Source organism: Streptomyces sp. 135 (assembly GCF_020026305.1).
Lineage (GTDB): Bacteria > Actinomycetota > Actinomycetes > Streptomycetales > Streptomycetaceae > Streptomyces.
In genome coordinates this window covers 1752783-1765437 of record NZ_CP075691.1, presented here as the reverse complement: position 1 = coordinate 1765437, position 12655 = coordinate 1752783, and the positions used below count along the sequence as shown (strand labels likewise).

Here is a 12655-nt window from a genome sequence, read left to right as displayed (position 1 = left end):
CGAGGGAGTCCTCCTCATAGGCGGCGCGCCCGGGGTGGGGCACGCGACTGTGGGGGGTGTGCGCGTGATCGCACACACAGAAGGGAGCGGTGCGGTTCCGCTCCCGTCGCGAGCAGTAGCGTGGCCCCTCCACAGGGGTAGATCAAGAGAGTCGACGCGTTGTCATGCGTATGTCACGCAACGGAAATCAAATTCCGGGCAAATGCGCGGTGAATGTGGGGTTTTCGGCCGGGTGGGGCCCCACCCGGCCGTGACGGTCCTCGGCTCGGTCAGCCCCGCCCGCGCTCCTCGAAGTCCCACACCGCGCGCGGGCCGGGACCGACCGTCAGGGTCGAGTGGCCCAGCCGCTCCACGTGACGCTTGTGCACGGCCTTGTTCAGTACGAACGTGAACTGCCGCAGGCCCACCCGGTCACGCGGCACCGCGTCGAGGCGGATCGTGGTCCCGCCGCGGTCCGCGACGACGCCGCCGCCCGCCGTGGGGCGTACGACGAACCCGCCGGCCCGCAGCAGCGGCACCGTGTTGTCCAGGTCGCGCGAGGTCACCGCGAGGCGGACGGAGGCCACGTCGCGCATCAGGCGGTCGCGGTAGACGTCGGGGAGGTAGCGCTCCCGGCCGACGTCACCGGGGTAGGAGGCCGGTTCCGTCTTGCCGCGCGGGTCGGCGAAGTACTCGGGCCGGTACTCCATCGCCCAGGTGCCGAAGGTGTCGTACTGATCGGTGGTGAAGACCGCGTCGAACCACGGCACCGGCACCCCGTCGCCGAAATCGCGGGTCTGCTGGAACCGGACCGGATCGGTGATCCCCTGGTCCCGCAGCCGTTCGAGGACGGTCGCCAGGTCTCCGTCGCGTTCGGTGGAGATGGCCAGGCCCGCCCCGCCGAGAGGCGTGTCGGGCACATCGCCCACCCCGAAGATCTCCAGGTAGGTCTCGCGGCCCTTCAGATAGCGGCCGGTCCAGGTGTAGCCGTCGGACCCGGTCGTGGTGCGGACCTCGAAGTCGGCGAATTTCCGCAGATACCCGGAGTGTTCGACGGCGTCGGCGGTCTCCCGGTCGACGACTCCGTAGGCGTGGTTGTAGAACAGCAGCTGCCGCTCGCGCGGCGGCTTCTCCTCGGCGTGAGCCGTGCTCACGCTTCCTCCGGTCGCCCCGAGGAGGGCGGCGGCGAGGGTCACGGTCAGGGCCAGGGTCATACGCAACTTCCGGCGCAGCAGCATACGGGCGACAGTAGGGCCGCGGAGGCGGCGGACGGGGCTGTTCCGACGCGCCTGCCGGATAAAGCCCCCGATCGGCTACGTACGGGGCTCCTGGGGTTCCTGGGCTCCTGGGGCGCCCGGCCGCCCTGGTGCCGGAAAACTATCAGCGCTAGTTTGTACCGCGGACGACTACCTGGAGGAATGCGATGAAGGCCCACGACGGCATGTACAAGGCCCACGACGGCATGTACATCGACGGCACCTGGCGCCCGGCCGCGGGCACCGACATGATCACGGTCGTCGACCCGGCCGACGAACAACCCCTCGGCCAGGTCCCGGCCGGCACCGCCGAGGACGTGGACGCCGCGGTGCGCGCGGCCCGCGCCGCCCTGCCCGGCTGGGCCGCCACGCCGCCCGCCGAGCGCGCGGCCCTCATCGGCGCGCTCCGCGACCGGCTGGTCGCCCGCAAGGACGAGATCGCCGCGACCGTCACCGCCGAACTGGGCGCCCCGCTGCCGTTCTCGCAGGCCGTGCACGCCGGGGTGCCGATCGCCGTCTGCGGTTCGTACGCCGAACTGGCCGCGGCGCACCCCTTCGAGGAGAAGGTGGGCAACTCCACCGTCTACCTGGAGCCGGTCGGCGTGGTCGGTGCGATCACGCCGTGGAACTACCCCCTCCACCAGATCGTCAACAAGGTGGCCCCCGCGCTCGCGGCGGGCTGCACGGTGGTGCTCAAGCCCGCCGAGGACACCCCGCTCACCGCCCAGCTCTTCGCCGAGGCGGTGCACGAGGCGGGCGTCCCCGCGGGCGTCTTCAACCTCGTCACCGGCCTCGGCCCGGTCGCGGGGCAGGCCCTCGCCGAGCACGAGGGCGTCGACCTCGTCTCGTTCACCGGCTCGACGGCGGTCGGCAAGCGGATCGGCGCCACGGCGGGCGCGGCGGTCAAGCGCGTCGCCCTGGAGCTCGGCGGCAAGTCCGCCAACGTCATCCTGCCGGGCGCCGACCTCGCCAAGGCCGTGGCCGTCGGTGTCGCGAACGTCATGTCCAACTCCGGGCAGACGTGCAGCGCGTGGACCCGCATGCTGGTGCACACCGACCGGTACGACGAGGCGGTGGAGCTGGCGGCCGCCGCCGCGGCCAAGTACGGCCCCCGGATCGGCCCCGTCGTCAACGCCAAGCAGCGGGCGCGCGTGCGCGGCTACATCGAGAAGGGCGTCGAGGAGGGTGCCCGGCTCGTGGCGGGCGGCCCCGAAGCGCCCAAGGAGCAGGGCTACTTCGTGCAGCCGACCGTCTTCGCCGACGTCACCCCGGAGATGACCATCGCCCAGGAGGAGATCTTCGGCCCCGTGCTCTCCCTCATCCGCTACGAGGACGAGGACGACGCCCTGCGCATCGCCAACGGCACGGTGTACGGTCTCGCGGGCGCCGTCTGGGCGGCCGACGACGCGGCGGCGGTGGCCTTCGCCCGCCGCATGGACACCGGCCAGGTCGACATCAACGGCGGCAGCTTCAACCCCCTTGCCCCCTTCGGTGGTTACAAGCAGTCGGGCGTCGGCCGCGAGCTGGGCGCGCACGGCCTGATGGAGTACCTCCAGACGAAGTCGCTCCAGTTCTGATACCCAGCCGTTCGAGCCCGCCCGCTTCCCCAAGGAGTACGTGAACGTGGTCCGCGCCGCCATCCTCCCCGCCGTCGGCTCCCCGCTGGAGATCGCCGACATCGACCTTCCTGAGCCAGGTCCCGGCCAGGTGCGGGTGCGTCTCGCCGCCGCCGGGGTCTGCCACTCCGACCTGTCCCTGTCCAACGGCACGATGCGGGTCCCGGTGCCCGCCGTCCTCGGCCATGAGGGCGCGGGCACCGTGGTCTCCGTCGGCGAGGGCGTCACCGGGGTCGCCCCCGGCGACGGCGTCGTCCTCAACTGGGCGCCGTCCTGCGGCACCTGCCACGCCTGCTCGATCGGCGAGGTGTGGCTCTGCGCGAACGCCGTCGCGGGCGCCGCCGACGTCTACGCGAAGCGGCCGGACGGCACGGACCTGCACCCCGGCCTGAACGTCGCCGCGTTCGCCGAGGAGACCGTGGTCTCGCAGCGCTGCGTCCTGCCGGTGCCGGACGGCGTCCCGCTCGCCGACGCGGCCCTGCTCGGCTGCGCCGTCCTGACCGGGTACGGCGCCGTGCACCACTCGGCGAAGGTCCGCGCGGGGGAGAGCGTCGCGGTGTACGGCGTGGGCGGCGTCGGCCTCGCCACGCTCCAGGCCGCCCGGATCGCCGGTGCCTCGCGGATCGTCGCGGTCGACGTCTCCCCGGAGAAGGAGGGGCTGGCGCGCTCGGCGGGCGCCACCGAGTACGTGGTCGCCTCGGAGAAGACGGCCCGCGACATCCGCGGGCTCACCGGTGGCCAGGGCGTGGACGTGGCCGTGGAGTGCGTGGGCCGCGCGGTGACGATCCGCACCGCCTGGGAGTCCACGCGACGCGGCGGCCGCACCACGGTCGTGGGCATCGGCGGCAAGGACCAGCAGGTCACCTTCAACGCCCTGGAACTCTTCCACTGGGGCAGGACCCTCTCCGGCTGCGTCTACGGCAACTCCGACCCGGCGGCGGACCTGCCGGTCCTGGCCGAGCACATCCGGGCGGGACGCCTGGACCTGAGCGCCCTGGTGACCGACCGCATCACCCTCGACGGCATCCCGACGGCCTTCGAGCACATGCTCGCGGGCAAGGGCGGCCGGGCGTTGGTCATCTTCTGAACCGAGGCGCCGCCGGGCGGGTGGGTGGTGCGGCTCGGTCACGCCGTGCCGGGGCGAACCGCCGCGGCGTGGAGCGGGCTTCACTCCTGCCGGGAAGGGCGCGGCGACTGGTCACGCCGCTGTGGGTGGACCGCCTACGCGTGGGAAGGACTTGGCCCCCGCCAGGAACACCAGCGTCGTGACCACGAACGGCCACGTGAAGGCGTGGCCGCCGGACGGGGCGAAGAGGGCCGCCATGGCCGGGGCGACCGCCGTCGCGGCGCCGGCGCCCACGAGTGCGTACGCGAGGGCCGCGGGTCGCGCCGGCAGGAAGACGCCGCACAGGGCGAGGGCGACGAGGACGGAGTTGTATCCCGTCGTGCCGTCGGCGATCCGCGCGGCGGGCGCGCCCAGTGCCCACGCCGTGGCGATCCCGACGGCGCTGCCGAGACACGCCACGCCCGCCGCCCGCCGGTCGGCGAGGAGGAGGCCGAGGAGCAGGAGCGCGCCCACGTACCACTGCGGCATGAAGAAGATCTGCGCGAAGTCGGCGAAGAAGCCGCGGGCCAGTTCGGCCGGCCCGAGCGCGGTGGTGCCGGTCGCGGGCCGGGGGAGGGCGGCGAGGCCCTCGCCGTGGTGCCAGACCCGCCGGAAGCCGGGCGCGCCGATGGTCATGACGCTCGCGACCAGGCAGAACGGCAGGGTGAGCGACGGCAGCCCCCAGACGCCCAGCAGGTGGACCACGGCCGCCGTCACGACCGTGACGACCACGCAGGCCGCGAGTGCCAGCAGCGCCGTCGAGAGGTGGCGCGTGCCCAGGAAGACGGCGCAGCAGAGCGCGGTCAGGCAGGCGTTGAACCCTTCGAGGCCGGTCCCGACCCGGTCGCGGTCCGCGCCGAGGAGCCGCGCGGTGGCCGTACCCACGGCGGTGCCCGCCAGGCCGTAGAGCCCGTACTCCCAGCCGGCCGCGGAGAGCGCGAGGCAGAAGACCGCGCCCGCGACGGCGCTCGGCAGGAAGGTGACCTGGGCCTGCCCGCGCAGCACCTGGGCGGCGAAACCACGGAGGCGGGGCGGGCGGCCAAGTACCCGCGCCCCGGCCCGGGCCGAGCCCCCCGCGGCCTTCGCCGAGCCCTCGGCGCCCGGCGCATCCGTCGCGTGTCCCACGGTCCACCCCCGCGTTACGTCCGTGTTTCGTCCGGCAGGACGGGTGCAGAGTACATCTACGGGGGGTCCTCGCTTGTAGTACTGTAATCGTAGTGGTAGGGGTGTAGTACTACGGATGGAGTGACGTCAATGGTGCGCAGGAACGACGAACGGCGTGCGGCTCTGGTCGACGCCGCCATCGAGGTGCTGGCCAGGGAGGGCGCCCGCGGGCTGACCTTCCGCGCGGTCGACGCCGAGGCCGGGGTGCCGACCGGCACCGCCTCCAACTACTTCGGCAACCGCGACGACCTGCTGACCCAGGCGGGCGCCCGGGTCTACGAGCGGCTCCAGCCCAGCGAGGAGGAGGTCGAGCGCCAGCGCACCGCCGAGCCGGACAAGGAGACGTACAAGACGCTGATGTGCGAGGTCGTCGGGCGGGTCAGCGGCTTTCGCACCGGCTATCTCGCCCTGCTCGAACTGCGCCTGGAGGCGACCAGGCGCCCGGACCTGCGTGCCGTCCTCACCGAACGCGTCCGGGCGGACCTCGACGCCAACGTCGCCTACCACGAGGGCTCCGGCCTGCCCGGCGACGCGACCGCCGTGCGGCTGCTCTACCTGGCCTTCAACTGGCTCATCGTGGAGCAGCTCACGCTGCCGGGCGTGCTCTCGGAGGCCGAGCGGGACGCACTCGTGGACGCGGCGGTGGAGCGCATCGTCACCGAGTGACCGGCCCCGGCGGTCCTAGAGGTCTTCGATGCCGAGGTGGGCGCCGAACGCCCGCGCCCCGGCAGGGGTGACCTTCACGGCGCGCTGCGAGCCGATCCGTACGCACCACCCCGAGTCCAGCGCGTGCCCGCACAGCGCCGCGCCCGCGACCCCGGCCAGGTGGGGCCTGCGCTCGGTCCAGTCCAGGCAGGCGCGGGCCAGCGGCCGGCGCCCACCGCGCGCGAGCTCGATGCCCAACTCCCCGAACCACGCCACGCCTTGGTCGGTCAGGGCGAAGCCGGTGTCCTGCCGCAGCAGGCCGCGCGCCGTCATCGCCCCGGTGATCGTGATCCCGAGCCGCCCCGCCAAGTGGTCGTAGCAGGTGCGGCCCCGCGCCATCGCGCTGCCCGCGCCGGACTCGCGCAGCGTGCCGGGCTTCGCGGTGGCCCCGGGCACCGCGTGGGCGGCGAGGTCCTCCACGAGCTGCGCGACCCCGGCGTCGGCGAGCCGGACGTAGCGGTGCCTGCCCTGCCGTTCCTCGGCGAGCAGCCCGCCCGCGACCAGCTTCCCCAGGTGTTCGCTGGCCGTCGACGCGGCGACCCCCGCGTGCCGCGCCAGCTCACCGGCGGTCCAGGCCCGCCCGTCGAGCAGCGCGAGCAGGCACGCGGCGCGTGTCTCGTCCGCGAGGAGCCCGGCCAGGGAGGCGAGGGCGAAGGCGCTGTCGTTCTTGCCGGATCGGGGCGTCATACGGTCACGATGCCGCACGGACGCTTCGGCCGGCGCCGAAGCGTATGGGGGCGCCGGAGGGCCCCACTGCCGTCAGCGTCCCCGCACCGCGCCGCCCACCTGCTCGTACTGCAACGCCAATCCGTCGAGCAACGCCCTGAGGCCCGTCTCGAAGGCGCGTTCGTCGATGACCTGCTGGCGGTCCGCGAGGAGGTGGGCCTGGCCGAGGTGGGGGTAGTCCGCCGGGTCGTACGCCGTCTCGTCGTCCACGAAGCCGCCCGCGAAGGAGCCGAGCGCGGAGCCCATGATGAAGTACCGCATCAGCGCGCCGATCGACGTGGCCTGCGCGGGTGGCCAGCCCGCGTCGACCATCGCCCCGAACACGGCGTCCGCGAGCCGCAGTCCCGCCGGGCGGCGGCCGGGGCCGCGGGCGAGCACCGGAACGATGTTCGGGTGCCGGGTGAGCGCGGCCCGGTAGGAGACCGCCCAGTCGTGCAGCGCCGTACGCCAGTCGCGCCCGTCGTCCGCGTCGAACATCGACAGGTCGACCTGCGCGCTCACCGAGTCGGCGACCGCCTCCAGGATCTGGTCCTTGGTGCGGAAGTGGTTGTAGAGGGACGGCCCGCTGACGCCCAGCTCGGCGGCGAGGCGGCGCGTGGAGACGGCCGCGAGGCCCTCCGCGTCCACGAGGGCGCGCGCCGTCTCGACGATGCGTTCTCGGCTGAGGAGGGGCTTGCGCGGTCGGGCCATGCGGCACATAGTAGGGCTGCCAACAGAAACTAGCAGTGCTAATTTAAATGTCGACGTAAAGAGGGTGCCCGCGATGAACCTGGAGCTCAGCGAGGAGCAGACCGCCGTCCGGCAGCTGGCCGAGGAGTTCGTCGCGCGCGAGATCACCCCGCACGTCGTCGAGTGGGACCGCGCCGAGAGCGTCGACCGGGCCCTCGTGAAGAGGCTCGGCGACGTCGGCTTCCTGGGGCTCACCATCGACGAGGAGTACGGCGGTTCGGGCGGCGACCACCTCGCGTACTGCCTGGTCACTGAGGAGCTGGGCCGCGGCGACTCCTCCGTGCGCGGTATCGTCTCCGTCTCGCTCGGCCTCGTCGCCAAGACCATCGCGTCCTTCGGCAGCGAGGAGCAGAAGCGGCGGTGGCTGCCGGGCCTCACCTCCGGCGAGTACGTCGGCTGCTTCGGGCTCACCGAGCCGGGCACCGGCTCCGACGCGGGCAACCTCACCACCAGGGCCGTGCGCGACGGCGACGACTACGTGGTCAACGGCGCCAAGATGTTCATCACCAACGGCACGTGGGCCGATGTCGTCCTCCTCTTCGCACGCACGAACGACACGCCCGGGCACAGGGGCGTCTCCGCCTTCCTGGTGCCCACCGACACGCCCGGCCTGAGCCGCCGCACCGTCCACGGCAAGCTCGGCCTGCGCGGCCAGGCCACCGCGGAGCTCGTCCTGGAGGACGTCCGCGTCCCGGCCTCGGCCATGCTGGCGCCCGAGGGCAAGGGCTTCTCCGTCGCCATGTCGGCGCTGGCCAAGGGCCGCATGTCGGTGGCGGCCGGCTGTGTCGGCATCGGACAGGCCGCTCTGGACGCCGCGGTGAAGTACGCCGGTGAGCGCGAGCAGTTCGGCAGGACCATCGCCCACCACCAGCTGGTCCAGGAGCTGATCAGCGACATCGCGGTGGACGTGGACGCCGCGCGCCTGCTCACCTGGCGGGTCGCCGACCTCATCGACCGAGGGCGGCCCTTCGCCACCGAGTCCTCCACGGCCAAGCTCTTCGCCTCGGAGGCCGCCGTGCGCGCCGCCAACAACGCGCTCCAGGTCTTCGGCGGCTACGGCTACATCGACGAGTACCCGGCGGGCAAGCTGCTCAGGGACGCCCGCGTGATGACGCTCTACGAAGGCACCAGCCAGATCCAGAAGCTGGTCATCGGCCGCGCGCTGACGGGCGTCTCCGCCTTCTGAGCGCGGGCCGCCCGCGCGGGGGCCGTGCGGGGGCCGAGCAGGCGCCGGAGTACGGGGGTTGAGTACGTGAGTTGAGTACGGGAGCGGATGTGGCGGGGCCGCCTCTGGATCAGGGTGAGGCCATGAGTGACACTCCGGTCAAGCAGCAGAGCACCACCGCCTACTACGGTCAGGCGGTCGCGTCGTTCGCCGTGGCGCTCGGCGCGACGGCGGTCGGCATCTACAGCCTCGATGTCAGCGGCTGGATCCGCGCCTTCCTCGCCGTCTCCGTCCTGTACCTGACGACATCCGCGTTCACCCTGGCCAAGGTGGTCAGGGACCGGCAGGAAGCCGACCAGATCGTCAGCCGTGTCGACCAGGCGCGCCTGGAGAAGATCCTCGCCGAGCACGACCCGTTCAAGCCCGTCTCCTGACCGCTCGCTAAGCGCTTGCTCACCATCAGGGGTATGGTGTCCCCTCCCGAATGCTGAGGAGTGGACATGAGCGCGGCGGAGGAGACCGGCGTCGAGGAGCGGCCGTGGGGCGAGGTCAGCCCCGACGCGGCCAGGCGGCTGCTGATCGCCGCCGTCGAGGCCTTCGCCGAGCGCGGCTACCACGCGACGACGACCCGTGACATCGCGGGTCGCGCGGGGATGAGCCCCGCCGCGCTGTACATCCACTACAAGACCAAGGAAGAGCTGCTCCACCGCATCAGCAGGATCGGCCATGACAAGGCCCTCGCCATCCTGCGCACCGCGGCGGACGGCGAGGGCACCGCGGCCGAGCGGCTCGCGGCGGCCGTGCGCTCCTTCGTCGGCTGGCACGCCGCCCACCACACGACCGCGCGCGTGGTGCAGTACGAGCTGGACGCGCTCGGCGAGGAGCACCGCGCGGAGATCGTCGCGCTGCGCCGCCAGTCGGACGCCGCGGTGCGGGAGATCATCAACGACGGGGTGCGGGCGGGGGAGTTCGACGTCCCGGACGTGCCCGGCACCACGCTCGCCGTGCTCTCCCTCTGCATCGACGTGGCCCGCTGGTTCAACGTGGCGGGGCACCGGACGCCCGACGAGGTCGGCGCGCTCTACGCCGACCTCGTGCTGCGGATGGTGGGTGCCCGTCCGCAGGTGGCTCAGAAGTAGTAGCGCGACACCGACTGGGCCACGCACGCGGGCTTGTCGGCGCCCTCGCGCTCCACGGTCACCTGCGCCGTCACCTGCACGCCGCCGTCCTTGGTGGGCGTCACGTCCGTGAGCGTGGCGGTCGCCCGCAGCCGGGAACCGACCGGCACGGGGGAGGGGAAGCGGACCTTGTCGGTGCCGTAGTTGATGCCCATCCTCATGCCCTCGACCCGCATGATCTGCGGCACCAGGGCCGGCAGCAGGGAGAGGGTCAGATAGCCGTGCGCGATGGTCGTCCCGAAGGGGCCCGCGGCCGCCTTCTCGGCGTCCACGTGGATCCACTGGTGATCGCCCGTGGCCTCGGCGAAGAGATCGATCCGCTTCTGGTCGATCTCCAGCCAGTCGCTGTATCCCAGCTGCCCGCCGACTCCGGCGCGCAGTTCCTCGGCCGACGTGAAGATCCTCGGCTCCGCCATGTCCCTGGCCTCCCAGACGTGTGCGACATACACCAACCGCGCGGACTAAGCGCTTGCTCAGCATGCGGGGTGCGCCGACGCGTGTCAACGGACCCGGGCCCGGCACTTGACCCTCACGTGACGTCAGACCGCGGGCTCGTACGTCCGTCGGCGCGGACCGGACGCGGACCGCCGCCGCCGGCCGGGCGCGTCGGCACCCTGAATCCGCCGCCGGACCAGCCATTAGGGTTCGTGGGGTGCCCCAGATTCCAGAGAAGGTCCACGAACTCACGGTCGGCCAGCTGTCGGCCCGCAGCGGCGCCGCCGTCTCCGCCCTGCACTTCTACGAGTCCAAGGGCCTCATCAGCAGCCGCCGCACCTCGGGCAACCAGCGCCGCTACCACCGGGACACGCTGCGCCGCGTCGCCTTCATCCGCGCCTCCCAGCGCGTCGGCATCCCGCTCGCCACGATCCGCGAGGCGCTCGACTCGCTGCCCGAGGAGCGCACGCCCAACCGCGAGGACTGGGCGCACCTCTCGGAGCACTGGCGCTCCGAACTGGACGAGCGCATCAAGCAGTTGGGCCGGCTGCGCGACCACCTCACGGACTGCATCGGCTGCGGCTGCCTGTCCCTGGAGACCTGCGTGCTCTCCAACCCGGACGACGAGTTCGGCGAGCGGCTCACCGGCTCCCGCCTGATGGTGGAGCGCCGCCACCGGTCCTGAGCGCGGAAGGGGGGCGGCACGCGGGCCCACTCGCCGCACGGGGTGAGAGGCGGCGCGCGGTCACTCGCGGCACTCGGGCTGAGGCCGCGCGCGGCATCACCCCGTAGTGCACGGGGCGGTGCGCGGTCACCCGTAGTGCAGGGGCGCCGCGCGGGTCACCCGTAGTACCGGGGCCGCGCCGGCTCACTCGTACTCGGTGCCGCCCTTGCGCGTCAGATACGCCGTGCTGACCGCCTTCGCGATGGCCCGCCCGCCGGTCACCGGGCTGTAGCGCTCCACGGCCGGCCGGATCACCACGCCCTCGCGCAGATGCAGCTCGCGCCCCGACACCGTCTCGCGGCCCGAGGCGAGCTCCAGGACGCGGCCGGCGTCGTAGGGACCCTCGTACAGCCGCGGCACCAGCGGCAGTTCGCCGTCGAGCAGCCGCGTCGCGTCGAGCCAGCGCACGTGGCCGTCGATCTCCGCGCTGACGTCGAAGACGGCGTACCCGAGCGTGTCGCGCCGCCCGTCCGCGCCGTACGACAGGTCCTGCACCCCGTCGCCGTACACCTCGCCGAAGAGGCCGACCCGGCGCGCCCCGAGCCGCTCGGCGAGCTTCGCCGTGACGGCCGCGACGCCGTGGCCGTGGACCGCCCGCCAGTACAGATTGCGCGGATCCTCCCGCAGGGCGAGCGACTTGGCGCCGAAGCCCTTGGAGGAGACGTGGACGCGCCCGCTCCCGGCGACGTACGTCATGAGGCAGGCCGAGCCGTGCAGCTTCTCGGTCACGACGACCGGCTCGCCGGGCGCGAAGATGTCCGGGTAGCGCTGGATGTTCTCGATGTCGACCCACGGGAGCAGGTCCGGCGCGGCCTCGGCGTCGCCGCTCATCGTGGGCGGGATCGGCGGCACCCACTTGGTGATGCCGAGCCGCTCCGCGAAGTCCGTGCCCTCCCGCGCCGCCCGCGCCAGGTCGACGTCCGCGAGCGCCGCCGGGCGGCACACGATGCCCTGGGACAGCTCGCCGCGCAGCCGTACCGCCTTGACCCGGTCCTGTTCGCCGCCGGCGAGACGGCCCGTGAGGCCCAGTTCCTCGATCAGCGCGGCCGGCAGGACCGCCTGCTCCGGGATGTACACCGCGCTGTCGCCGGTCCGGTAGGCGCCCTTCGCGACGACCGCGCGGTACAGGCCCACCTGGGCGAGTTCGAGGGCCTCGGCGCCCGGATGCCGGTGGATCGTCAGCGTCTCGGCGGTGACGCGCAGCGTCGACATGGGAGGGTGCTCCTCAGGTACTCGGGAAGATCCTTCATCGCCGGTCACCCTCTCCAGAGGTCATATCAGAGGACTATCGGATTTTCCGTGTGGTATGGAACCGTGGGCGTCATCACTCAGGGGGAGGGCCGATGTCCGTTGCCATCTGCTCGTTGAAGTGGGACGCGGCGCGGAACGAGCCGCAGTCCATCAGGTACGACAGCGACGGCTACCACCTCGTGCGGTTCCCCTACGGGGCCGATGAGGAGTCGTACGACCCGTGGCACATGCATGATCCGGCCAAGGGCGGCACCAGCCCCGCGCGGTTCCCGAGCGCCCGCTCGGGGCTGATATGGCCCAGCCACGACGGCTGGGGCGTGCTCTCCGCGCTGGTCTTCTGGAAGCCGGACGGTGGCCCCACCGAGTACCGCGCCCGCTTCGTCCGCGACCCGCTGGGCCTGGCGACCGGGTACGACTCGACGGGCACCACCGACTCCGCGCCCACCAGGGGCAGTCAGTTCAGGTCGTACGTGTGGCAGATGTTCGTCCACCCCCAGACGCCCGTCGGGCTGAAGATCTCGGCACGCGGCGTGGGAGACGCGAGGCTCGCCACGCCGCTGACGCACGCCCAGTTCAAACTCGCCATACACACGGACGTGATCAGGCCCTGAGCCGAGCCCGC

At 72.7% G+C, this 12655-nt stretch carries 14 protein-coding genes; 8 read left to right on the top strand and 6 right to left on the bottom strand.

From position 1 onward, the window contains the following. Window positions 1-269 precede the first annotated feature (269 nt). The gene (locus tag KKZ08_RS07910; protein WP_223773764.1) at window positions 270-1217 is read right to left on the bottom strand and encodes a DUF5829 family protein; all 948 of its coding nucleotides are present in this window, start codon (window positions 1215-1217) and stop codon (window positions 270-272) included. A gap of 203 nt (window positions 1218-1420) precedes the next feature. On the opposite strand from KKZ08_RS07910, the gene KKZ08_RS07905 reads away from it, so the two are divergent. After that, window positions 1421-2812: an aldehyde dehydrogenase family protein gene (locus tag KKZ08_RS07905; RefSeq protein ID WP_223778951.1), complete on the top strand. Its 1392-nt coding sequence runs from the start codon at window positions 1421-1423 to the stop codon at window positions 2810-2812. Window positions 2813-2858: 46 nt separating this feature from the next. Continuing rightward, a complete protein-coding gene (locus KKZ08_RS07900; RefSeq protein WP_223778950.1) occupies window positions 2859-3938 on the top strand; it encodes a Zn-dependent alcohol dehydrogenase in 1080 nt (359 codons plus the stop codon). A 111-nt stretch (window positions 3939-4049) separates the two neighbouring features. Here the strand turns inward: KKZ08_RS07900 and KKZ08_RS07895 are convergent, their stop codons facing one another. Next, on the bottom strand, window positions 4050-4961 hold the full coding sequence (locus KKZ08_RS07895) for an urea transporter (protein WP_223778949.1): 912 nt from the start codon (window positions 4959-4961) through the stop codon (window positions 4050-4052). Window positions 4962-5210: 249 nt separating this feature from the next. Here KKZ08_RS07895 and KKZ08_RS07890 point away from each other — a divergent pair, with 249 nt between their 5' ends. Beyond that, a complete protein-coding gene (locus KKZ08_RS07890) occupies window positions 5211-5786 on the top strand; it encodes a TetR/AcrR family transcriptional regulator (protein ID WP_223773763.1) in 576 nt (191 codons plus the stop codon). A gap of 15 nt (window positions 5787-5801) precedes the next feature. On the opposite strand, the gene KKZ08_RS07885 is transcribed toward KKZ08_RS07890, so the two are convergent. Then, window positions 5802-6512 carry a winged helix-turn-helix domain-containing protein gene (locus KKZ08_RS07885; RefSeq protein WP_223773762.1) on the bottom strand — a complete coding sequence of 237 codons (711 nt, stop codon included), beginning with the start codon at window positions 6510-6512 and terminating at the stop codon, window positions 5802-5804. Between the two features lie 72 nt (window positions 6513-6584). Next, a complete protein-coding gene (locus tag KKZ08_RS07880) occupies window positions 6585-7241 on the bottom strand; it encodes a TetR/AcrR family transcriptional regulator (RefSeq protein ID WP_223773761.1) in 657 nt (218 codons plus the stop codon). A gap of 73 nt (window positions 7242-7314) precedes the next feature. Here KKZ08_RS07880 and KKZ08_RS07875 point away from each other — a divergent pair, with 73 nt between their 5' ends. From KKZ08_RS07875 to KKZ08_RS07865, 3 genes are all read left to right on the top strand, one after another. Then, the gene (locus tag KKZ08_RS07875) at window positions 7315-8466 is read left to right on the top strand and encodes an acyl-CoA dehydrogenase family protein (RefSeq protein ID WP_223773760.1); all 1152 of its coding nucleotides are present in this window, start codon (window positions 7315-7317) and stop codon (window positions 8464-8466) included. 122 nt (window positions 8467-8588) lie between these two features. Next, complete coding sequence (locus KKZ08_RS07870) at window positions 8589-8879, top strand: YiaA/YiaB family inner membrane protein (RefSeq protein WP_223773759.1); 291 nt, start codon at window positions 8589-8591, stop codon at window positions 8877-8879. 66 nt (window positions 8880-8945) lie between these two features. After that, on the top strand, window positions 8946-9584 hold the full coding sequence (locus KKZ08_RS07865; RefSeq protein ID WP_223773758.1) for a TetR/AcrR family transcriptional regulator: 639 nt from the start codon (window positions 8946-8948) through the stop codon (window positions 9582-9584). On the opposite strand, the gene KKZ08_RS07860 is transcribed toward KKZ08_RS07865, so the two are convergent. Then, window positions 9575-10039, bottom strand: a complete 465-nt coding sequence (locus KKZ08_RS07860; protein ID WP_223773757.1) for a MaoC family dehydratase — start codon at window positions 10037-10039, stop codon at window positions 9575-9577. The genes KKZ08_RS07865 and KKZ08_RS07860 overlap by 10 nt on opposite strands. Before the next feature lie 236 nt (window positions 10040-10275). Between KKZ08_RS07860 and soxR the strand changes: the two genes are divergently transcribed. Then, the gene (gene soxR / locus KKZ08_RS07855) at window positions 10276-10743 is read left to right on the top strand and encodes a redox-sensitive transcriptional activator SoxR (protein WP_223773756.1); all 468 of its coding nucleotides are present in this window, start codon (window positions 10276-10278) and stop codon (window positions 10741-10743) included. 183 nt (window positions 10744-10926) lie between these two features. Here the strand turns inward: soxR and KKZ08_RS07850 are convergent, their stop codons facing one another. Then, the gene (locus tag KKZ08_RS07850) at window positions 10927-11994 is read right to left on the bottom strand and encodes an RNA ligase (ATP) (protein WP_223773755.1); all 1068 of its coding nucleotides are present in this window, start codon (window positions 11992-11994) and stop codon (window positions 10927-10929) included. Between the two features lie 131 nt (window positions 11995-12125). Here KKZ08_RS07850 and KKZ08_RS07845 point away from each other — a divergent pair, with 131 nt between their 5' ends. Then, window positions 12126-12644: a hypothetical protein gene (locus KKZ08_RS07845; RefSeq protein WP_223773754.1), complete on the top strand. Its 519-nt coding sequence runs from the start codon at window positions 12126-12128 to the stop codon at window positions 12642-12644. Window positions 12645-12655: the final 11 nt, after the last annotated feature.